At 60.1% G+C, this 21,211-nt stretch carries 23 protein-coding genes and 2 tRNA genes; 8 read left to right on the top strand and 17 right to left on the bottom strand.

Annotation, left to right across the window (positions count from 1 at the left end; all coding sequences use genetic code 11):
• Position 1: 1 nt before the first annotated feature.
• Genes BLV09_RS07075 through BLV09_RS07065 form a run of 3 tightly spaced genes read right to left on the bottom strand, consistent with a single transcriptional unit; the run spans position 2 to position 3,497 of the window.
• The gene (locus tag BLV09_RS07075) at positions 2-1,231 is read right to left on the bottom strand and encodes an SAM-dependent methyltransferase (protein ID WP_146686769.1); all 1,230 of its coding nucleotides are present in this window, start codon (positions 1,229-1,231) and stop codon (positions 2-4) included.
• A 56-nt stretch (positions 1,232-1,287) separates the two neighbouring features.
• A complete protein-coding gene (locus BLV09_RS07070; protein ID WP_146686768.1) occupies positions 1,288-2,181 on the bottom strand; it encodes a DUF1365 domain-containing protein in 894 nt (297 codons plus the stop codon).
• Between the two features lie 2 nt (positions 2,182-2,183).
• Positions 2,184-3,497: an NAD(P)/FAD-dependent oxidoreductase gene (locus BLV09_RS07065; protein WP_146686767.1), complete on the bottom strand. Its 1,314-nt coding sequence runs from the start codon at positions 3,495-3,497 to the stop codon at positions 2,184-2,186.
• A gap of 181 nt (positions 3,498-3,678) precedes the next feature.
• Here BLV09_RS07065 and BLV09_RS07060 point away from each other — a divergent pair, with 181 nt between their 5' ends.
• Positions 3,679-4,410, top strand: coding sequence for a tRNA-uridine aminocarboxypropyltransferase (locus BLV09_RS07060; protein ID WP_100381729.1), 732 nt, complete (start codon positions 3,679-3,681; stop codon positions 4,408-4,410).
• 39 nt (positions 4,411-4,449) lie between these two features.
• On the opposite strand, the gene BLV09_RS07055 is transcribed toward BLV09_RS07060, so the two are convergent.
• Positions 4,450-5,580 carry an FUSC family protein gene (locus tag BLV09_RS07055; RefSeq protein WP_146686766.1) on the bottom strand — a complete coding sequence of 377 codons (1,131 nt, stop codon included), beginning with the start codon at positions 5,578-5,580 and terminating at the stop codon, positions 4,450-4,452.
• A 114-nt stretch (positions 5,581-5,694) separates the two neighbouring features.
• Here BLV09_RS07055 and BLV09_RS07050 point away from each other — a divergent pair.
• Positions 5,695-5,768 (top strand) — tRNA-Cys (locus BLV09_RS07050).
• Between the two features lie 411 nt (positions 5,769-6,179).
• Here BLV09_RS07050 and BLV09_RS07045 read toward each other — a convergent pair.
• From BLV09_RS07045 to BLV09_RS07030, 5 genes are all read right to left on the bottom strand, one after another.
• Positions 6,180-6,449, bottom strand: coding sequence for a hypothetical protein (locus tag BLV09_RS07045; RefSeq protein ID WP_146686765.1), 270 nt, complete (start codon positions 6,447-6,449; stop codon positions 6,180-6,182).
• A 2,102-nt stretch (positions 6,450-8,551) separates the two neighbouring features.
• Entirely contained in the window at positions 8,552-8,761 is a 210-nt protein-coding gene (locus tag BLV09_RS07040; RefSeq protein WP_100381732.1) for a hypothetical protein, read from the bottom strand.
• Between the two features lie 874 nt (positions 8,762-9,635).
• Positions 9,636-9,749: a DUF3551 domain-containing protein gene (locus tag BLV09_RS38585; RefSeq protein WP_349536995.1), complete on the bottom strand. Its 114-nt coding sequence runs from the start codon at positions 9,747-9,749 to the stop codon at positions 9,636-9,638.
• Positions 9,750-10,046: 297 nt separating this feature from the next.
• Positions 10,047-10,205, bottom strand: a complete 159-nt coding sequence (locus tag BLV09_RS37050) for a hypothetical protein (RefSeq protein ID WP_167558645.1) — start codon at positions 10,203-10,205, stop codon at positions 10,047-10,049.
• 162 nt (positions 10,206-10,367) lie between these two features.
• Entirely contained in the window at positions 10,368-10,721 is a 354-nt protein-coding gene (locus BLV09_RS07030) for a hypothetical protein (RefSeq protein ID WP_146686764.1), read from the bottom strand.
• Positions 10,722-11,319: 598 nt separating this feature from the next.
• Between BLV09_RS07030 and BLV09_RS07025 the strand changes: the two genes are divergently transcribed.
• Positions 11,320-11,523, top strand: coding sequence for a cold-shock protein (locus tag BLV09_RS07025; RefSeq protein WP_100381736.1), 204 nt, complete (start codon positions 11,320-11,322; stop codon positions 11,521-11,523).
• 629 nt (positions 11,524-12,152) lie between these two features.
• On the opposite strand, the gene BLV09_RS07020 is transcribed toward BLV09_RS07025, so the two are convergent.
• Positions 12,153-12,332, bottom strand: a complete 180-nt coding sequence (locus BLV09_RS07020; protein WP_100381738.1) for a hypothetical protein — start codon at positions 12,330-12,332, stop codon at positions 12,153-12,155.
• A gap of 255 nt (positions 12,333-12,587) precedes the next feature.
• On the opposite strand from BLV09_RS07020, the gene BLV09_RS07015 reads away from it, so the two are divergent.
• Complete coding sequence (locus tag BLV09_RS07015; protein ID WP_146686763.1) at positions 12,588-12,845, top strand: hypothetical protein; 258 nt, start codon at positions 12,588-12,590, stop codon at positions 12,843-12,845.
• A gap of 45 nt (positions 12,846-12,890) precedes the next feature.
• On the opposite strand, the gene BLV09_RS38455 is transcribed toward BLV09_RS07015, so the two are convergent.
• The 4 genes from BLV09_RS38455 to BLV09_RS37040 all read right to left on the bottom strand — a co-directional run bounded on the left by BLV09_RS38455 (position 12,891) and on the right by BLV09_RS37040 (position 15,468).
• Positions 12,891-13,019 carry a hypothetical protein gene (locus tag BLV09_RS38455; protein WP_283806840.1) on the bottom strand — a complete coding sequence of 43 codons (129 nt, stop codon included), beginning with the start codon at positions 13,017-13,019 and terminating at the stop codon, positions 12,891-12,893.
• A 545-nt stretch (positions 13,020-13,564) separates the two neighbouring features.
• Entirely contained in the window at positions 13,565-13,921 is a 357-nt protein-coding gene (locus BLV09_RS07010; protein ID WP_146686762.1) for a hypothetical protein, read from the bottom strand.
• Between the two features lie 1,245 nt (positions 13,922-15,166).
• Positions 15,167-15,310, bottom strand: coding sequence for a hypothetical protein (locus tag BLV09_RS37045; RefSeq protein WP_167558644.1), 144 nt, complete (start codon positions 15,308-15,310; stop codon positions 15,167-15,169).
• A 14-nt stretch (positions 15,311-15,324) separates the two neighbouring features.
• The gene (locus BLV09_RS37040; RefSeq protein WP_167558643.1) at positions 15,325-15,468 is read right to left on the bottom strand and encodes a hypothetical protein; all 144 of its coding nucleotides are present in this window, start codon (positions 15,466-15,468) and stop codon (positions 15,325-15,327) included.
• 536 nt (positions 15,469-16,004) lie between these two features.
• Between BLV09_RS37040 and BLV09_RS07005 the strand changes: the two genes are divergently transcribed.
• Entirely contained in the window at positions 16,005-16,358 is a 354-nt protein-coding gene (locus BLV09_RS07005) for a hypothetical protein (protein WP_146686761.1), read from the top strand.
• A gap of 175 nt (positions 16,359-16,533) precedes the next feature.
• Here the strand turns inward: BLV09_RS07005 and BLV09_RS07000 are convergent, their stop codons facing one another.
• From BLV09_RS07000 to BLV09_RS06995, 3 genes are all read right to left on the bottom strand, one after another.
• Entirely contained in the window at positions 16,534-16,740 is a 207-nt protein-coding gene (locus BLV09_RS07000) for a hypothetical protein (RefSeq protein WP_146686760.1), read from the bottom strand.
• Between the two features lie 735 nt (positions 16,741-17,475).
• The gene (locus BLV09_RS37035) at positions 17,476-17,652 is read right to left on the bottom strand and encodes a hypothetical protein (RefSeq protein WP_167558642.1); all 177 of its coding nucleotides are present in this window, start codon (positions 17,650-17,652) and stop codon (positions 17,476-17,478) included.
• A 178-nt stretch (positions 17,653-17,830) separates the two neighbouring features.
• A tRNA-Asn gene (locus BLV09_RS06995) sits at positions 17,831-17,905 on the bottom strand.
• A gap of 201 nt (positions 17,906-18,106) precedes the next feature.
• On the opposite strand from BLV09_RS06995, the gene BLV09_RS06990 reads away from it, so the two are divergent.
• The 3 genes from BLV09_RS06990 (at position 18,107) to BLV09_RS06980 (ending at position 20,714) form a co-directional block, all read left to right on the top strand.
• The gene (locus BLV09_RS06990; RefSeq protein ID WP_146686759.1) at positions 18,107-18,286 is read left to right on the top strand and encodes a hypothetical protein; all 180 of its coding nucleotides are present in this window, start codon (positions 18,107-18,109) and stop codon (positions 18,284-18,286) included.
• A 155-nt stretch (positions 18,287-18,441) separates the two neighbouring features.
• Positions 18,442-19,107, top strand: a complete 666-nt coding sequence (locus tag BLV09_RS06985; protein ID WP_146686758.1) for a protein-L-isoaspartate O-methyltransferase family protein — start codon at positions 18,442-18,444, stop codon at positions 19,105-19,107.
• Between the two features lie 200 nt (positions 19,108-19,307).
• The gene (locus tag BLV09_RS06980) at positions 19,308-20,714 is read left to right on the top strand and encodes a TolC family outer membrane protein (RefSeq protein ID WP_100381745.1); all 1,407 of its coding nucleotides are present in this window, start codon (positions 19,308-19,310) and stop codon (positions 20,712-20,714) included.
• Positions 20,715-21,211 lie beyond the last annotated feature (497 nt).

Below are 21,211 nucleotides of genomic sequence, written 5' to 3'. Positions count from 1 at the left end.
TCTATTTTGGCTTTGCAAAAATCACTTGGCGGACATCGATATTTCCCGACAAAAAGCCGGCTTCGCAGTAGGCGAGGTAGTATTCCCACAGCCGCCGGAACCGGTCGTCGAAGCCTGATGGCATCAGGTTCGGCCACGCCGCGCGGAAGTTATTTCGCCAGATCGCGAGTGTCTTGGCATAATCTTGCCCGAAAATGTGCTCGCGGATGACGGGCACGCCGAACCGTTCGCCCAACGATTTCAGGACCTGCGGTGAGGGCAGCATGCCGCCGGGGAAGACGTACCGTTGGATGAAATCGACTTCACGGCGATAGGTCTGGAACAATTTGTCCTGGATGGTGATGGCTTGGATACCGGCGAGGCCGCCGGGCAACAGCCGGTCGCGCAGCTGCGAGAAATATTTGGGCCAGAACTGTTCGCCGACCGCCTCGATCATCTCGATCGATGCGATCCGGTCGTACTGATCGCGCTCGTCGCGATAATCCCGCAGGCGAATTTCGACCCTGTCGCTCAGGCCTGCGTCCTGAATGCGCCGCTGTGCGAAATCACGTTGTTCCCGGCTGATCGTCAACCCGACGACCTTGGCGCCAAAGATTTTCGCGGCGTATTCGGCGAAGCCGCCCCAGCCGCATCCGATCTCCAGCAGCTTCTGGCCGGGCTGCAGATCGATCGCCTCCGCCAGCCTGCGATATTTGTTGTTTTGCGCCGCCGTCAAATCCGCCGTGTCATCCTCGAACAATGCCGAGGAATAGGTCATGCTGGGATCAAGCCACGCCGAGTAGAATGCATTTCCGATATCATAATGGGCATAGATGTTGCGGCGTGCCTGTCGCTTGGTGTTGCGGTTGAACCAGTGGCGGATGACCTGAATGAACCGCATCAGCGGCTTGTCGCCCAGCATGGCCTGGATCAGGTCGTGATTGACGCAGAAGATCAGCAGGAACTGGGTCAGATCAGGCGTGTCCCAGTCGCCGTGCAGATAGGCTTCCGCGATCCCGATATCGCCGCCATTGAGCAGCCGTGACGCGAAGCCGTAACCATAGAGGGTCATGGCCGCCGACGGGCCCGGCTCCAGCCCGCCCAGCCTGATAATGCGGCCGTCGGGAAGGGTTACGTCCAGCGTACCGCGACGCAGCCTTGAGCCAAATCCAAGCGCCAGCCGAACCAGACGAGGCAGGTCCGCGAGTAACGTTTCCACAGTGTCAGGTGTTACCGAAATAATATTCGGCATGGCCAGATCCAAAAAAATGGCGTGGCTCTGCATCCGTGCGCCGCTCGAAGACCGACCTAGTTTCGACCTTCGCTGGACCAGAGCGCGCCCCCGCAGGCTGTCAGCGCAGGGTCAGTATAAGCTTGGCCTTTGCCAGTCGCCAAGCCGGTATTAGCGCCAGTCGCGGCTGCGGCACTCGAGCGCGGCACCAACCGCACTCCCTTGACCCAAAGCCGCAGCGCTTCCCAGTGGATTGCGGCCATGATTTTCACGGTGACGAATGGCAGTGAAAAGAACGAGTGCAACAATGCCGCCGCGGTGAGGTCGCGGCGGTGGCCATGGAAGGTTGCGGCGAGCAGGGGACCTGCGCGATCGGTCTCCAGGATACGTAATTTGATGTCGTCTCCCGGCGGCGAAACCCGGAAATGGTAGCGCATCGCCATTTCAATGAAGGGCGAGACGTAGAACAATTTGTCCTGTGCCTGCCGGACGCCAGCCGCGCTGGCCTCGTCCGCCCTCACCGGCAGTACGTAAGCGTGGAGATCGCCGAACGTGTTGCGGACTTCGTAGATCATCAGAGCCAGCATGCCGTCGTCGCGATAGCAGAAATAGACCGACAACGGATTGAAGGTGTAGCCGAGCAATCGCGGATAGCACAAAAGCAACACGCGACCGCCAGCCAGGTCGATGCCGTGCTGGTCGGCGCAACGCTGCGCGTAAATGCGCAGCGACGAGCCGTCGCGATCGCCGTGATCAGCCTCGTGGAAACTGTAAAGCGCTCTGCGGTTGACGCCGAACAATCGACTTCGACGGTCTGCGGCGTCGAGCCGGTCAAGATCGATCAACAGGCTCATGACGCGATAGCTGAAGCGATGTCTGACCGGCTTGAGACGCGCATGCATCACGTCGCCAAAATAAAGCGCGGCGGCTGCGTCGCATCGCGTTTCGGCTTTGGCGCTTTTCCTGAACATGGCTACTCCGCGGCCTGCGCCAGTTCCGGCGGGGGCGCACGCCATGGCACCGTCGCGCCCAGTGCCTCCGCGACAGCAAGTCCGGATCGTAATCCGTCCTCGTGGAAGCCGTATCCGGTCCAGGCACCGCAGAACCAGGTATGGCGCCGTCCCTGGATGTCGCCCAGTTGCTTCTGGGCGGCAAAGGCCGCCGCGTTATATTGCGGATGCTCGCACATATACTTGCCGAAGGTCAGCTCCGGATCCGGCTCGAATGGCGGATTGAGGCTGACGAATAGCGGCTTATCGTCGTTGATGCCCTGCAACAGGTTCATCCAGTAGGTCACGGCGACATCGTTGTCGGCGGTCCCCTCGCGCTGCCAGCGCAGAAAATTCCAGGATGCCCAGGCCCGCTTGCGCTTCGGCATCAATCTCATGTCGCGATGCAGGTAAACCGCATTGGGCGAGTAGCCGATGGCGCCGAGCACAGCGCGCTCGCGGTTGTCGGCGTCGGCCAGCATTGCGAGGGCCTGGTCGCTGTGGGATGCGATCACGACGTGATCGTAGCTATCGTGTCTGCCGTGGCTGTCGCGGACGACAACGCCGTGCGGGGTTCGCTCGATCGACGTCACGGCGCAGCCGAGCCTGATTCGATCGCGGAATGTCGCGGTCAGTTTTTCGACGTAACACTGGCTGCCGCCTTTGACGGTGCGCCAGGCCGGGCGATCATATTGAAGCAGGCGATGATTGTTGAAGAATGCGACGAAATTCTCCGCCGGGAAGTCCAGCATCTCGGTAGCCGGCGCCGACCAGATCGCGGCGCCCATCGGCGCGAGATAATCGGTCAATAGCCGCGGCGCAAAATGGTGGGATTTGAAATAGTCGCCCAAGGTCAGCCCGGCCAGGCGGCCCGCTTTATAATCTTCCACGCTTTGATGGTTGAAGGTCAGGATGTCGCGGAGCATCCATAGGTAGGACGGCGATAACAGGTTCCGTCGCTGCGCGAACAGGCCTTCGGCGGTTTTGCGCCAGTTGATTCCGCCGCCCTTCCATTCGAATCGGCCGGCATCCGCCGTGACTGCAAAGCTCATGCAGCTTTCCGCGGTCTCGACGCCGAGATGCGCGAACAATGCCGTCAGATCCGGATAGTTCAGCTCATTGTAGACAATGAAGCCGATATCGACCGCAAGCGGCGTTCCATCATAGTCGATCGTGACGGTGTGGCTGTGTCCGCCGGGTCGGAGTTCGCGATCATAGACCGTTACCGGATAGCGTTTTGAGAGGGCCCAGGCGGCGGCATTGCCCGCAATCCCCGTTCCGATAACCGCGACGCGCATGCCGTCCCCCCGTCCGTTGGATATCCGAGGTACGGCGCGATGATCCCCAAGTTTCAGTCCGGTCTCCAATGGTCGACTGGCTGCCAGGGTTCCATACGCAGGCATCGGATCCCGCGAGCGCCCGTTCAGCCATCGGGCTTGTATGGTTGAAGCACGCCACCGCAGAGCGTATAGGCTGCTTATGTCAGAACAATCCGAGCACGAGACGGACGCCGCCGCCGAGGCGGCAGACTGTCCACGGTGCCATAAGCCGCAACCGCTGTGCATTTGCGACAGCGTTGAACCGATCGAAAGCAGCATTTCGCTCCTGATCCTGCAGCATCCGCAGGAGCAGGACAGGGCGCTCGGCACGGCGCGGCTGACCGCCTTGCACTTCAAGAATGCCGTTTTGAGGATCGGATTATCCTGGCCCAGCCTGTCCAAGGCGCTGGGACGCCCAGTGCACGATCCCTCGCGCTGGGCCGTGCTCTATCTCGGCTCCGCGAAAGTCGCCGACCTCGACACCGACCGGGATATCGTCGCCATCAACCGCAAGGGCGAAATCGAGGACAATCAGCGCGCCATCCTCAAGGACATCCAAGGCATCGTGCTGCTCGACGGGACCTGGAGCCAGGCCAAGGCGCTGTGGTGGCGCAACGCATGGATGCTGAAATGCCAACGCATTATTCTCGGCCCGGCGCGTCCGTCACGCTATGGGCAGCTTCGCCGCGAGCCGCGGCGCGATGGCCTGTCCACCATTGAGGCCGCGGCGATGTTGCTGGCGACGCTCGAAAAGCGCCCGGATATCGCTGAAACGCTGCACGCCAGCTTTGAGCGGATGCTGGCTAGATATCGCGAGGCGCAAAATGTGTTGCCCGAGCTTGCGCCCAAACCGAAACCGAAGCGGGACTATCGTCGCCGCAGACGCGCCTGATCTGGCGCTCGACACCCCGTCAACGACAATTGCCGCCGATCAATAGGTCTCGTTATTCGACTCGGCGGCCTCGGTTTTTGAAGACGTCTCGCTCCAATGCGACACGCAGCGTTCGAGATCCTTCAGATTCTGTCGCATCTGCTCGAGCGAAAATCCCAACGCAAAAAAGCGCTCGGCGACATCGCCCGGTACACCCCGTGTCAGGCCCTCGCTGCGTACGGCCGCAACTGCCGCAGCGTAAGCTTCCAACGCCGACTGCACCGGCCAGATCGCGGGCACGCCGCGGCCGGTCCGCAGCGCGGCAGCCATCGCCTTGAGATAGTCGGCCATCGCATGACTGACGTCCATGAGCGGCGCGGCCAGACGTTGCTGCAACTCGACCGGCAATGGCACCACGCTCGCGCGTCCGATCATCACGAGGTCATGGCGCAGCCGCAGGATGGTGCGCAGCAACGGTCCGGTGTCGGGACCGGACGAGAGCCTGGCGCCGCGCTCGCGCTCCGCCTCGGCGCCGACCGCGTTCAACGCGACCAGGGCGGTTCCGATGCCGTCCTGCAGGCCGTGGAGCGCGTTGTTATCGAGGCCACGGGTCAGACCGGACAGCAATTCGTTGAGCGCCGCCGCCATCAATTCGAGCACGCGCGCCGCGCTGGTGCGGATCAGGCTATGGGCGCGGGAGGGAAACACCAGAAAAGACACCGCAAGCCCGGTGATGGCGCCGACCGTGACCTCCAGAACCCGGTCGATCGCCGAGTCCAGGGGATTGCCGTGGTTCATGGTCGGGAGCAGCAGCACGATGATGGCGGTGACGGTCGCGACATTCAGGCTCGGGTTGATGGCCGCGATGAATGCCAGCGGCAGCACCGCCATCACCAGGACCGCGAGCAGGGCGCCTTCTCCGGAATGCGGCACCAGCACCGCGACCGCTCCGCCATAAATTGCGCCGCCAATGGTTCCGACCAGATAGTCGCGGGTCGCCTTCAGCGACCGCCCGACGCTCATTTGCGTCACGATGATGGATGTCAGCACCGCCCATAATGGCAGCTTGAGGCCGACCGCCAGCGCGATCGCCAGGGCGCTCATCGCGGCCACGGTGACCCGGACGCCCAGGCCGAGTTCGACCTTTTTTGAATTCAGCCAGGTGGCGCTACGTTTGAGAAATGCAATCATCCGCTACCGGTCCTGGGGCGTTACAAAACCCGTTATAGAGAATTTTTGGCCACGCGCTGAAACATGGAGCGGTTGCCTAAGCGCTTGCGGCTCTATATTGATCCGGCTTCGTGGGGCCACGTGGCGGAGTGGTTACGCAACGGTCTGCAAAACCGTGTACACCAGTTCAATTCTGGTCGTGGCCTCCATCTATCATTTTGATTTGATAGAGATATCTCATTCTCCGTCTGTTCTGGCCGGTGCTGCCGCTACCGCTTTGCTACCTGCCGCTCCTGGCGACCTTGGGGTGAACCCCATTGGCGAGAAGGTGGGTCGCATGGGCGTGGCGCAAGTCATGGAACCGGAGCCCGGCAAGCTTGGTGTCCGCAATCTTCCGATCGCGCGTCCCCGGCGGACCAAGCATGCACACCTGCTGTTCCGCGGCCGTGAGCTGATATTGGAATCAGATGAGGCAGATTTGGTTCGGGACGTTTGTTTGGACGTCGAAGCTGATGGCCATCCGGCGACGCTTGCAAGGCGTGCAGGAATGGTCTGCGGCCCAAATAGAGTTGCTCACGGCGGCGGATACCAAGCTGACCGCCGCGATCGTTGCCGCTCTGCTATCGACCAGGGGCAACGGATGAAGCGCCGGCGGCGATTCGGGAAGCGTAACCGGCCGCGGCTGGCGGCTCATGCCCGGCGGCTGAAGCGGTAACGACTGGCGCGGGCTTTAGAACCCGCGCCACGTTTTGTAGATCCGCCGAAAGCTGTGCCGTTCTGAACTGTTCGCGCAGCTTCATTAATTCAAGGAACTGCGCCTGGAGATCAGTTTCTGTCCGGGTGAGGATTTCAAGTCGCGCGTCGAGGAGAGATAAACGCTTCAAATTCATTTTCGTCCCCCCAAGCCATCACAAAGGAACGCAACACCAAGACAGTACTGAATCCGCCCAGAATCAAATTACCAAATTGTCGCGCGCGACAAAGTCGCAGGGCTCGGCCCCGCGCCCGCATCCGAAACGCACAACGCCACCAAGCTGAATAATGCTCAGTGGCGTCGGTTTACGTCCGGACAGCGCAATCCTCCGGTCAGGATATGACAAAAGCTGGAGCGCAAAGGTTCATGAGAACAGGAACGATTTATAGGCCGGTCAGTTCGGACTCAGTGTCGGGCCGCACCCGGCACGCTCAAGACGGCTCCAGTCGCCCCCCTGCGCTGGGGCCGTTTCTTATTGCTGCCCACGGGCCCGTGCCAGCGCCGACTCTCGCAGAGTCGCCCGTGCAGTAGAAATCTCATCGAGCCCTGCATCTTCGTCAGTGAAAAGCCAGCAAGCGGACAGGCCCAGGTGAAGAGGCCGACGCCCTGACAAAAGCTCGCCAAGGGGGCCGGCCTCTATCTTGGAATGAAATCAGCCCGCGGCGACCAACCGCTGCCCAGCGGCGGCTGTAGCTCGGGCATGGCGCTGCAAAGGCCAGGGGGCCAGCTTCATGGCCCAGCACCCAGGCGATACAATCAGATTCTCGAGGGCAAAATCAGATCTTGCGACGGCCAAATATGGCAACGATGCTGATTGGAACTGGGGCGATGCTGTTCGAAACCGGTTCGATTCCCGCATCGTCCTCTGATCCCACGAGGGCTCGGTGACCCCGAAACGGCCGCTGGTGCGCTTTGGCTAGTTTCCGCACCTTCCAGCGCGCAGTGAAAATAACGAATCCGTGGACTCGCTAACGGCTCTGGAGAAGGGACAGTCGAGTTTTCCCATCCGCAACCTTGCAGTGGGCTCCATCTTCGCCGGCCATCAGCTGCTCGTGGCATAGCTCATGCGCTACGCGAAAATTCTGAGCCTCGAACGCGCCGAGATCAGGAGCAAATCCAGATGATCGCGACCGACATTGGTAACGCGACGGCAAAGGTACTGAGCAAGGTCAGGGCTAATTCCGAAAGCAAAGTTGGCTCTGGACGGATTTGCTCTAACGACATGCGGTTGGCTCCATCTTTGCGATCACGGCTTTTCTTGCGTCCGCGAAAGGTGCCTCAGTCCGCGAGTAGACTGGGACTCAACGGTTAAGGAATGGTTAACGTTAATTTTGTCTTGCCGTGGTCGATAAAACTCTAGCGATCAGGATGAGTGGAGTGGGGCGGATGGAAACACCTCCAGCGTACCCCACGATCAGAGGCTGAAAGGATCGCATCCCATCGGCCTCGCTGAAATCACGACCGGCAGTTGCGGGAAATCGACCGTCCGGTGACCGCCCGGGCGGCTTTTTCTTTGCGACACGCGCTCGTCCGATCCCAGTCGCGTCGACCCCAGCCAGATTGACGATTTTGTGCGAGCTGGACAATGCAATGATCGGAAATTCTGCATTCCATGGAATAGCCCAGTGATTAACGGGGACAACCGTAACGGCCCTGTAGGTTCCCGGACGCTGATGATCACGAGCTAACGAGCCATCATCGTCGGAGTGCATACAGGCGATTCTGACAAAGCCCACCCGCAACACCGCGGGAATCACCGACGCTGCTACGGTTCGGCGACATAGTCTGGCTGATAGTGGAATGCCGCCCGTCCAAACGCTCCCATTGTAGTTCCGCCGGTCTGCAGGGGCGTGAGAGATAATTCGAAAGTGTTGCAGCGGCGCCCGTTCTCAGACTGCCCCATTGCTGCCATAGTTGATTCTAGCCGTGCATCATTTGACCGGCGCACTGGCTAGGCTCGGCACACCTTCGGCGGGGGCTGTGTGCCGAGCCGCCGAAATCCCGCACCTGCGGACTCCGTAGAGCCGTCATGGCGTGAGATAAGCGTCGACTGCGTGAGCTACAAAGATGGCGGCGCAAAACAGACGACGATTGCTGAGGTACTACCATCCGGGAGCGGGTGGCTCGCCGCTATCTGTTTTCGGATGGTTACCTTGGCCCGCTGTGGAGAGGTCGCTGCGACGAGGGTTAATGCTGGAACGCCCAAACAAAAGACTGCCCAAAAGCGGTCTATGTTTTCTAACCTGCGGCACACCAGCTTTTGACGATAAGTCGCGGCGCGTCTGGGTAGATCGGCTCGCCCTTGGCGTTCACATACCAGCGGCTCCGAAGGAAAAGGCTTTCCATCAGGAAGGGGTAATCCTTCGGCGCCATGCCAAGCGGAGTATCGATTACGCGTGCGGCAATGCCCGGAAATCTTAGCCGGTAGACTTTTCCAACCTTCAGCATCGACTGCCCCCCGCACCATGGCGGCGGACTATTCGTAAGAACAAGGGCGTCGTGAATCCTTCGGCCGTGCTGCTGCACTGGTTTCTTCCTGAGTCAAATTGACTCATCCAGGCCGCTCTCAGCCCGCGAGAGATCGGCCTCTTCGCAGGATATTCGAATGCCCTGACACCAGCCTGAACGTGCTGATCACTGTCGCGCGACAGCTCGCGACTGGTCTACCACCCAGGAGATGTTGAAGCGCTGCTGCCTGTTGGGGGATTGCTGCTCTTTGGTCGGGCGGCTTCCTTGGCGCGCGCCGCGATCCAACGGTCGTACTCTGGCGTACCGGGTCGCGGTGGGACGCCGGCCGGCTCGCCGCCCAGCCATCGTGGCATATCGCCCATGGTTGCGCCCAAGGCTTCCCATGCGCTCGCCAGTGGTTTGACTGGTGCAGGATGACAGCGACAAGCCTGACAGGCAGAGCGCAAGACATCTCAGTTTCATCGCGCACCAGTGTCACCCGATTGTGGCTTAACGGCGGGATATTGTGCGACGGGGTTCCACGACCGACCAATTCGCTTCTGGTGGGGAACGCATACGGTTTGATCGAATTGAACCTCTGCCGCTAATTGTTTTGGGGATGCCGATGGTCCATTGGAGCAGCTTAAGCCCGGATGCGCGAGAATTGCTGAGAAAGCTAGTTGAGGGCTGCTGTTATGAGCCGGCTGATGAGAACCTTGTTACATTGATGGAGTGCGGCTTGATCGAACACGGCGCCAATGGTTGGCAGCCTACGCCCAACGGTCGCAGCACTTATGTCGTTCGGGACCGGGTGCGCAGGAGAAACTTCGCCTGAGCGCGTGCAGCTGCCGCGCCGCGGTCTCGTCGGCAAGCCTCAGTAGGCGCGGCGATGCCGCCAATAACCTGCGGGCACTTGCGCGCGCGCAAAATATGGATTGATGAAGCACTGTGCCGTACGGCCCGATGCCGACGCGTTGCATTGAGGCAGCGACGTCTAGCTGCAATCGTAAGAATGGGCCCACCGCAGGCAAACCGGATAAGCCCCACCGTACGTTTGGGCCCGCGCCGGTGGCGCTGTTAAAATCGCGGCGATCGTCAAAATCGCCAAGGCCAGAATACGCATCAGAACCTCCATGTCATGGGTTGGGGCGATTGGTGCCCAAGGTTCCCTGAACAGGCGCATTATCCCCCGCGGCGCAGCGGTCGTTCCGAGAAATAATCGCGGTGTCCTATCTCGGCGCGAAAGCCGCCCGTGAAGGCTTGGCTGCAGGAAGCATCCCTGGTGCTACGAGCGCATGGCAGCCGAAATCCCGACGTAACCGACAACGGCGAACGCTACAAAGGCAATTGCGATCTGATCCCCGGAGGCATGTATAGCTGTGCCGCCGAGCACGCTTAGGACGGCAGCGCCCACACAACCATTGATGACCTTGATGGTTGTCATAGTCGATACCGCTATTTCTTCGCCTTCAGCCCCAGCTCGACCAGGCGGCGACGGTGACGGAGCCGGTCCCGCATGGACAGGCGATGGCGCCGATGTCTCATAGCGAGGACTCTTTCGCGCAATCTCACTTCTTCGCTTTCAGCCCGAGCTCGACTGGACGGCTTATGGCCGTGCGAGGGCTTGGCTCAGCCATTGCGTACTCGTTTCTGGATCGAGTGATCGGTTGGCTGTCTCGTCCGCCGCCCCCGTAGGCGCCACCGATGAGAAGGGAGGGAGGTCTCCGAGGAGGTTCGATAGCTGAACCGCAAGCTTTCGAAGCCGTGCGTTCTCCTCAAGCAAAAGCAGAAGATCGTCGGTTTCCCGATGTGGAGATTCATCTCTTTGAAGTCCGGCAACCTCTTCTAGCGCGCGCACAAGAACGTCAAAGAATTCATCATCACCGCCATGTGGCGATGGCAGAACATTGTCAGCACCCCGAACCAGCAGATTTTGCTTATTATACAGCCCCTCACTCATGGCAAACTCCCAAATCAGGACGCCCCCAAGCCGGCTTTCTCCAGAACAGCGTCGATCGAGTCGGGGGCAATTTTGAGTCCGAAAAGGGACCGCGCGGTGCAAAGTCGCACAGGCGGCTCGCTTTGGCGCATCCGGTGCGTCGATCCAACAGCGAAGCAATGGCGCGTCGGCGCCGTCGCGCGATCTTTCTGACGAAGAGTTCAAACCGGTCCTGAAACTCAAACACCAAGAGATTGCCCGTTTCACTGAAGTGCACGGTGTAAATCTCGAATGGCTGAAGGCAGGGGGCGGATATTCAAGAGCGGGGCGCCGATCGACACCGAAGCCTAACCGGCAACGGCTGGCGGCTCATGCCTGGCGGCTGATAGGGCTGAGGAAGGCAACCTAGGTCGCAAAAAACTACGCCGTCGGGCTCGAAATATCGTGTCCCGGCGGCGCCTATCACTGGGCCCCTGAAATCCCCCAGCAACGAAAGGCTAGCAGGCGCCATGCCGAGTAAATGTGAACTAGATCACAATCGGGCTCATTCTTTTGAATTGCGATATAGTGCGGGAGCGCCCTAAGCTTCCGTTGCGCGGTTGTAAAAGGGAGTGAGGACGTGGCGACAGGTACTGTGAAGTGGTTTAACGCGGCCAAGGGATATGGATTTATTCAACCCGACAAGGGCGGCAAGGATGTCTTCGTGCACATCTCGGCCGTGGAAAGAGCCGGCCTGAGCAGCCTCAACGAGGGTGCCAAGGTGAGCTACGAAGAGACGGAAAACCGGGGAAAAACATCCGCGGAAAATCTGAGGGTTGGCTAAACGCCGGCAGCCTGAAATCCACCCGAGAGGTCCATGAGCCCGGTCGGCTTCGTGACATCAGTGGGGTGACCGACCGGGACCGGATATGGAACCGGCCGGCGTTTGGTCGGCGGACTGCGGCGGCAGCCGCGCGCGCGCCATGTTGACCAGGCAACCCGTCTGCGAAACTGAAATCGTTCCGTCGCTGCATTCAAAATTGGGTGGCGAAGCGTCGGCTGCCGGAGCAGGGTTCGGTGGCGCCGCGGCTTGCTCGGGGGCGGGGACCTGCGCCACCGGTTTCTGCGACAAGGCGCAGCCGGCGCACCAAAGCACAATGAATAAAGCAGAGCCTGTCCGCATCGCGTCGCTTCCGGAAGGATACTCCAGCGGCCGACACGACTGGTTTGCTCCAGCGTCAACCGGCCAGCTCATCAATTCCCCGAGCACGGATACAACGGCGCAGCTTGATTCGGATATGGGCGCCGTCTTCACGGCAGCCTGACTGGCAATACCAACGCAAGCGGACATCGTTGCCCCCACAGGCGCGCGGCTTGTCCGGTCGGGACGGCGATGATGAAGACAGGAAGGCTGTTCAGCCAATCAACGCCGCGCGTCGATTGGCTGTGAGGCGGGAGGGGTGAGCCGCGCGATCAGCAGGCGGCGTACCAACCTTCCGGAAATGGGATCAACCCCCAGGGGCGCTGGTTATCGTTGGCGGCTTTGGGCGGCTGGTGGGAAGTCTGCGGGTAGGCCAAAAAATCCTCCTGCGGGGCGGGCGCAATTGCCGTTCGCACGGCATCCAGCAATCGGTCGAATTCAACTTCACTCATCGCGCTCTCCCAGGTTCGAGAGCGCAGCGTGTCAAAAGGGCTTTGTTTCCATATTGAAACGATCGCTCAAATTGTACCGATCGAGCGACCGTGGCCGTCATGGTTACTGAAGTCTTGATTCCAGCGCGCGGACCAAATCACCCCACGCACTGGACCTAATGTGAGAAAAATCACATTCGGCTAAAATTCTTTGCCGTATTCCCAAGATTAGAACGACGCCACCAGCGGCGCCAGCCTAATCAGAGGAATATGGTAATGAAGGCGACATCCTCAGGATCTTCGGCCACCACACTTCGCGCCGGTCTTGCCTTGGTGCTCGGACTTCTTTTGGAACTATCCGCCATCGGTTCGGCGCGGGCGGATATCGCAACGCCTGAGCAAAAGAGAGCCTGCACGCCTGACGTGTACCGCCTCTGCGCCGGCGAAATCCCGAATGTGAGGGCGATCACCGCCTGCCTGCGGCGGCAGAAAGCCAGCCTCAGCGAAGCCTGCCGCGCGGTGTTCGAGCAGTGAGGGGATGGCGGACGCCAAAGAGCCGATGGGTAAGAGAGCGACCGGCTAAATGCCGAGAAGCCAAACGGCTACGATGGCCACGATCACGGCCAATCCGCTGATGGACCAGCCGGTCACGTAGCCCGGCCCTTTTGTCTCTGGTCTGTCGACCATAGCGTCGTGCCAATGGGTCATAGCACCCTCTTTGAGCTTGCCTGCCGTAAGTGAGTCGGCGCGGCGCGCTCAAGGTTCAACCACGCGCCGCCAGCGGTCCCATAGCCGGGAAGGCAGCGGCCTGAAGTAAACGGCGGAAGTGTTGATTGTGGCAGTATCGCTGGCTTGAACCGGGCTGCCATGGGCGCATAATCAGGGGATGTTCGAGGAGCGACCAACTTTCTTAGCCCGGAAAAATCCCGGTTCTGGCTGGGGAATTGATATCCTGTGGCCCGACGGTGAAACGGAAGTAATCAAAGGTTTTATTACGGAGTACGACGCGACTAAGTGGATCGCTGAGCACTCCCGGGCGTGGCAGGGAAATACCAACGACAAGCCATCCCGAACTTCATAGGGACAAACCAGCAGCGCCGAGCGATTATATTCCGCTTGCGCAGCCACAGCGCGGCAGCGAGTATCGGGACGAGGAGAGGTGAGTAAGCGTCGTCACCCCAATAGCCGCTGCCATATGCTTTCAGTGCAGCGTCCGTTCGCGCATCTTTCGAATTGAGCGACGTTTACGCGGCCTAATAACGGCGCCGAAGTACGGGGGGCGGTGGGCCCAAATCGCGCACCCAGATCGTTCCGTTGTCGAACTGGACAGTCATGCCATCAGGCGAATAGACCGCGCCTTCGTTCCAGGCGTCGACCCAGATCCGCGTCGCCGGCGCAAACCAGTCAGGCCATGCGCGGGCGGGCTGACCGGCCTCGTCGAGAAGATTGAGGTTCGGTCCATTCTGGGTGATGAAAGCGGGATTGCCGACGAGACCCGCTCGACATGCTTCGACGCATCTAAACGCGCCGGTCAGATTGATCGATTGTGCCGATGCTTCCGTTGCGGCCAGCACGGTCAGGACAACAATGGCGGATGAAATCATTCGCATGAAGAGTTCCTCCGGTTCGTTTGGTGCGATCCTAATTGCCTAGCCGGCATGGTCCGCATGATCGCGCCGACGGGGCTGCGAGTTGGAGCCGCTGGATATTGGCCTTCGCCGCGTGTGCGCACTATAGCGCGCGATAAGCGTCAACCGCGTGAGCTACAAAAAGACCAGCGCTGAACAGACCTAGAATTGCTGTGACGGCTTCAATCATTTTGACGCACCCTGGTTTACTCTACCAGATGTGTGATAGCCGGTGTTTGTTTCACGACCGTTTCATCAGCCCTGCAATATGGTTTCGCGGCCGGTCGCTCCGGGCCCGAAATGCCGAGGCCCGTGAACGCTGCCTGGCGTCTTCCTGCATAAGAACGAGCATACACCGGCGGCATTCGTCTAGCGCGGGATCGGGCGCCTTCTTGGCAACGGGATATGCCCGGTGATCGGTCCCTCATCGGTGCTGGTGGACGCCCGGGCATCCGGCGCTCGCTTTAGAATCGCCTCGGCGGCCCGCTGGTAGGCTGCGGCTGCTTGTGCTTCCGTACTTGGACCCTGATCAATATTCGTAGGTCCCACCGGGGCAGGACTCGTCAAATCGGACATGGTCGGCGGCAATGGCTTTTCGGCTTCGACTCGCGGTGACGGGCTTACGAAGTAGGTGAAGCAACCTGCCAAGGCAGCAGCGACTAGAACCGCAGGAAGAGCGAGTCGCAAACTGATCATTTCTTCGCCTTCCGTGCGGGCGCGGACGGCGTCATGACTTTGACTTCGTCCGGTTCAGTTGCAAAGCCGCGCTTTCCTTATTTCTGGGCCTTCAGACCGATCTCGACCACATGGGTGAGCAGAGCGATTGCTCATTGTATACGCCGTCTTGTGTATACGCCGTCCTGCTTTTTTGATGTGGCCGCTGATGTGAGGCCCCAACGAAAAAGGCGCCCCAGGGGCGCCTACAATAAAAGCCGCTAAGTACTTGATTTGATTTGGCTCCCACAGCGGCGGACTATTCGTCAGAACAAAGGTGATGTGAATCCTTCAGCCATGCTGCGGCGCCGCGCTACCCCTGAGTCAAATTGACTCACCCAAGGCCGCTTTGCGATGGACGCCAGACTGCAAAACAAAGCCGCCAAGCGGAATATAATCGCCTGACGGCTTTGCCACGCTGGTCCCAGACGAACGGCAATGTCCGGCGATATGATCGTAGGTTGTCCGCACCTCGGCGCAACGAAACTCGCGGCTTAACCTAACCAATCAAGGTTACTCATCGCGCTTGAGCTTCCGCTTTCCCCAATGACGATCCTTGCGCGACGGATTGACCACGCGCTCGACGTATCGGTTGAGCGCTCGCATGACGCCGATGCGCGCGAACATCGTCGGGCCGCCGAGATCCGCGACGAGCATCAGCGTCTCGATCGCTAATGGCCCCAGCCCTTCTTGTCGAACTCGGTCTTGAAGCCTTCCCGCACCCGCGGAGGTTCATCGCCGGCCGGTTGATTGCACCAGGGTGCAGCGTCGCCACCGCAGACCCAGCCGCCGTCTTCGCAAACGGTGCATTTCATCAGGCGAATAGTCCTGCGGGGCGCGCGTCAATATTTCAGAACTCTACGTCGACGTTCAGGATGGGTGGAGAGGTTACGCCGTCCGGTGTGAGGTCGAACAGCCCTTCCTTGATGGTGGTTCGAACTGTGCCCCCACCAAGCCCCCGGTTTATCCGTCACAGGCGCGGCAATCGCACCCCCGGAGAGCACGAAAAGAAAAACGAGCAACGGAATGACTTTCATTTTTCCCTCGGTTTTTTTTAGCGACATCAAAGCGCAGCCCGCACCGGCGTGCAAATCACCCCACTGGTTGGGCCTGGAACTGATCCGGCCCGCTGCCGATCGTGGGCGTCTTTGTCTATGTCCCCGGCGGTCTCTGACCCCTGAAAACTGGATCCCTTGGAATTCTTGGCGATCGTGGCTTCACGCAAGCGTCGACGGCATAGGCGCATTGTTCGCCAGCTTTCCACCCCGCGGTCAATCCAGACGACCGCATGCCAATGGTCGGAAAGTGGCGCGCAGCACTCGTCAGGCAGCTTCTCACTCCCGCGCCGGATGTGAACTCGGTCAAATGGAAGCAAGCGGCGCTAGCCAGGGGCGAACACGTTTACACCGACGTGAAACCAGGGCGGATCGAACGCGCAATCGCCGGCGACTTGGCATTTCTGGCCGCGCATCCGACGCGCCGGTCCAACAGCAAAGGGATGGCGAGAAACCGCGAATTCAAGGAGGCGATGAGGCAGCGCATCAGGGAGATAGCGGCGTCGCGCGATCTTTCTGACGAAGAGATCAAACCGGTCCTGAAGCTCAAGCACCAGGAGATCGCCCGTTTCACTGAAGCGCACGGTGTAAATCTCGGATGGCTGCTCGAGGGGACGGGGCGGATATTCAAGAGCGGGACGCCGCGATGAAGCGCCGGCACCGATCGACAAGGAAGCGCAACCGGCAGCGGCTGGCGGCTCATGCCGCGCGGATCAAGCGCAGGTTCACGATGCGATCTTGATCCGTTTCTGCCGTCCTGTGGATAAGCTGTGCACAACCGCAGCATGAGAACAAGGGCGCGGGCTTAGGTCCGCGCTCTTCGTTTCAGTCTATCCCGCCGCCGTCGATCGCTTGCTTCGCGAGCTCCACCGCATGTCCGTACGACACCGTATCCATGGTATCGAGGAACGCTTGCGCTGCCGGCGGAACGGCTGTCTTTAATTCTTTTCCATCAAGGCGGGTGATCCGTGCGCGCCAACGGCCGGGCTCGGGCTGGAACGGCTCAATCCGATATCCTTCGTATTCTGTCATGGGGAAAGCTCCATGAGCCCGGCCGGCTTCGTGCTTGTGGGGTGCACCGACCGGGCCGGATCGCGAGGCAACGGGGGCGCCTATGCGACCCGCTGGATGACTTGGCTACGGCGCGGTTGGTTTCAAGGCGCGATCTGCGCGCGCCCGAGAACCCGGCCGGCCGCTGGTGGTCATATGGTCGCCGGCCGGGCCCCGGATCACGCAGTTTGAAACGAATACGCGACCCGTTTGGATGGGTCGGCGACGGGGCGACTACGGTTCAAGGGCGTTACTTCTGTCCGATGGCCTGGGATGGCTTCAGTCCGCCGGCTGGTGCGGACTCGCCCATGCGAGAGCCGGGATCTAACAGCCCGGAAACCAAACCCTCACCAGCGGACTCCGTAGAGTCATAGAGAGGCTATTGGCCGCCAGCCCTTAGAGCGGAAGATAAGCATCGACAGCGTGAGCTACAAAGATAGCGGCACAAAACACACCTAGAACTATCGCGACCACTTCAATCATTTTGACGCACCTTTACTATCGTTACGTCTAATGGGAGATCCGGGTTTCAAGCCGGCTTCTTCGGGGCTGGAAAATGGTTTCGCTCGCACAGCCGATTAAAAATCGGCAATATCCAAGCGGTGCGAGCCGCGCGGCGGCGGCGATCAAACCCTGCACTCGACAGCCCGCGTCGGCAGGGCACACCAGCGGCCTTACTAGAGTCGTACAGGCATACTCAGGCGCCGTGCGCGAAGCTTATTGACCCGCGCCACGTCTCAAACGATCGACGGCGACGATGACTGAGGGCCGTTCAAGCACCTCGACCAACCTGTCGAGTAGCCTCTCATTGTCGTGATGTGTTGGCTCTAGATATTCTTCAAGAATTTGCTGGGCTTCACTGAGAGCTTGAACGGCCAGTTCTTGATCGCTCATTGCTTGGAGCTCCACGCAATTGGAACCGCCATTTCAATTCGGATCTGGGAACTTTGTTCCCGCTATCGGAACCAGGGTCATAGGCCTGGCGAGACCGTGGCAATCGATTTGCTCACACAGTGCCGACGCGGCGACTTTTATAAGATTGAGGATTTTGGGTTAAGTACTTGATTTGATTTGGCTCCCCGGGCTGGATTCGAACCAGCGACCATTCGATTAACAGTCGAATGCTCTACCACTGAGCTACCGAGGAACAGGCGAAACCATCGTCTCGCGACCGGCAGCCTATAACAAAGCCACTCGGGCTTGCAAAGGGTGAAATGGGTTGTTGCGGTGTGGCTCCCGCTCCCGGGCCAAGCCTCCGATCGTCGGCCCGTTCCGCCGCCAATCGACCCCCAAATCGACGTATTCGCCCATGAGGCTTCGTCACGCCGGATTCGCAGGAGGTGGCGAGATGCAGGATACGCTAACCGATGTTATGAGGGCCGTGCCGTCGATCATTCCTTGTGACATCCCGGCGATGACCGATGACGAATGCCTGTTGCGGCTGGCTCAAGCGCTCGACAAACGCGATTCCGATCATCTGGATGAACTGGCGATGCTGATCGGACGGCTTGCCGTTACGATCGAATAGCGCGCGATCGACCGCAAAGTTCTCACGAAGCAAGTGGCGCTGCGCCAACGCCGCGCGCACAATCGCCATGTTGCGTTTTGACGCACCTTGTACCAAAGATGCCCCCGTCTTGAGCTTCTCCCGCGGCAACGTCCGCTCGACTTTGGGGTCCGTCAATGTCCGGTTTTTCGACCGCTCGCCAGAATATGGTCGATTGTCAGGTACGTCCCAGCGACGTCACCGATATCAGGATCATCGATGCGATGCTCGAAGTGCCGCGCGAGGCCTTTGTTCCCCAGAATCAGCGCGCGCTGGCTTATCTGGACCTCGATCTCGATGTCAGTGAAGGAGCCTCCGCCAAGCGCTTCCTGATCAAGCCTGCGGTAACCGCGCGCATGCTGCAGGCGGCCGAAATCAAGGATACCGACAAGATCCTGGTGGTCGGTTGCGCAACCGGATACACGGCGGCCCTGGTCGCAAAGCTGGTGGGGCAGGTGACCGCAACCGAGAGCGACCCTGACTTGGCCGGGAAGGCCAAGACCATCCTGGCCGATCTCGGACTAGGTCATGTAACGGTTGAGACTGCGGCCGCAGCCGACGGGGCCCCCGCGGAAGCTCCCTATGACGTGATCGTTCTCAACGGCGCGACTGAAATCTTGCCCGAGGTGCTCTTCCGCCAGCTTCGGGAAGGCGCCCGGCTGGTCGGCGTCTTCGCCACAATGCAGCCGCCGCGGGCTGCGATCGTGACCCATTCTCACGACGATTTCGGGCACCGGGCGCTGTTTGATGCCGTCGCGCCGATTTTACCTGGCCTGGAACGACTCCCGACCTTCGTTTTTTAGCGAATCAGACACCAGACGCCTGTTAAAATCCCGTTTTGAATCAGAAGTGTGGCCGGATTGCCCCATGTGAAGAGTTTCCACTGGGTTTAGCGGCCGGGTGGTTCCGTATGGCCTGCGCTCGGAATATGTTGGAGACTCACGATGGGTGACACCGGTTCATGTGCGTGAACCGGCGAAGAAAAATGAATGGATTACCGGGAATGGGTGGTGTGAAGGTTGTTACCGGGGCGGCCGCTGCGGTCCTCCTGTTAGCGTGGATGGGGCCAGCGCCCGTTCTCGCCGACACGATCGAGGCAGCGCTGGTGCGCGCCTATCAGAACAACCCCCAGCTCAACGCGCAGCGTGCTTCGGTCAGATCCACTGACGAAAACGTGCCGCAAGCGCTTTCCGGCTATCGGCCCAAAGTCGCGATCACCGCCAGCGCCGGCTATCAATACACCAATACAACCACCACCCAGGGCGGTTCGCCTACTGACCTTGTCAGAAGCCAATTTGTTGGGACCAACCCACCGCGCAGCGCCGGCCTCACGGTCACGCAGACACTGTTCAACGGCAATCAGACCGCCAACAAGACCCGCGCGGCAGAGAGTCAGGTTTCGGGTGCGCGCGAAGGCCTGCGGGTACTTGAACAGTCGGTTCTGCTCTCGGCCGCCACGATCTATATGGACTATCTGCGTGACGCCGCGATTGTCGAGGTTCAGCGCAGCAACACGCGCGTGCTCGAACAGACGCTGAAACAGACGCAGGACCGGTTCAACGTGGGCGAGGTGACGCGCACCGACGTCGCGCAGGCGGAAGCGCAGCTTGCCGCCGGCCAGACCCAGCAACTCACCGCGGAAGCGAATCTGGTCACGACGCGTGCGAATTTCCGTCGCATCATCGGCAACGAGCCGGTGGCGCTGGCGCCGGGCTCCCCGGTCGATCGCTTCTTGCCGGCGGCGCTGCCGGCCGCGGTCGAGCTCAGTCTGATAGAAAATCCGAACGTCACGGCCGCAATGTTCGGCATTGATGTCAACTATCTCCAGGTTAAGATCAACGAAGGCGCGCTGCTGCCCACGGTCACGGTACAAGCCGCGGTTCAGCAATCCTATGAACAGACCTTGACAACCTACCAGTCGTTAGGGGCCTCGGCGATCGCGCAGCTTTCGATCCCGGTCTATCAAGGCGGCGCCGAATACTCGTTGATCCGTCAGTCCAAGGAAAATCTGTCGCAGCAGCGTCTCAATCTTGAACTGACCCGCGATGCGACGCGCGCCAACACGGTTACGGCCTGGGGGCAGTTGGTCGCCGGCAAGGCGCAGGTGGCCTCGGCTCAATCGCAGGTGACGGCGTCCGAGATCGCGCTCAATGGCGTGCGCGAAGAAGCCAAGGCCGGGCAGCGAACCACACTGGACGTGCTCAACGCCCAGCAGGCGCTGGTCAACGCCCGTGTTGCGCTGGTTACCGCGCAACATGATCGTGTCGTCGCGTCGTATGCGGTCTTGAACTCGATAGGGCGTCTGTCGCCCCAGGTGCTCAAGCTATCGACCAACGTCTACGATCCGAGCGTGCATTACCAGCAGGTGCGCGACAGCTGGTTCGGTGTTCGGACGCCTGACGGCCGTTGAGGGCCTGACCTTCATCGTTTGCGACAAAGACCGGTACGGATAGAACGCGATCAGCAAAAGTGGATTCCACTTTTGCTGATCGCGTTCTGCTTTCCGCAAACCCTTCACAGCCGAGTCCGGCGCCCGGTTCAGCTAAGCAGAATCAGACTTGTCGCTTTATCTTTCACTTGGGTATCGCCGTTTCCGAAAACCGGTTTCCACGTTGCGCTAACGGCCCTTCGATCGGGACCGTGCCCTGGCCCTCGCGCATGCTTTTTCGAATCGCGCGAGGGGTGTGTTGCTTGCAATCTTTTGTTGCCCTGACGTACCGTTCTCGGAGGCAGCAGGGCGATTCGCGCCGCATCTGACATCCTTGGTTCGCGCCGCATGGATGCCCTGAGCAGGGGCAACGCTGCGCGCGATATCTCGGGCGGCGCTTGATCTGGGGACAAGTCAGGCTTGTGCAATGAAAAGTCCGGCCTGCATTTCCGGAACAGGCAAATCCTGTCGTGCTTGGT

Source organism: Bradyrhizobium canariense (genome assembly GCF_900105125.1).
Taxonomy (GTDB): Bacteria; Pseudomonadota; Alphaproteobacteria; order Rhizobiales; family Xanthobacteraceae; genus Bradyrhizobium; species Bradyrhizobium canariense_A.
Note: the sequence above shows the minus strand (reverse complement) of the source record. Positions and strands in the feature narration are given on the sequence as shown.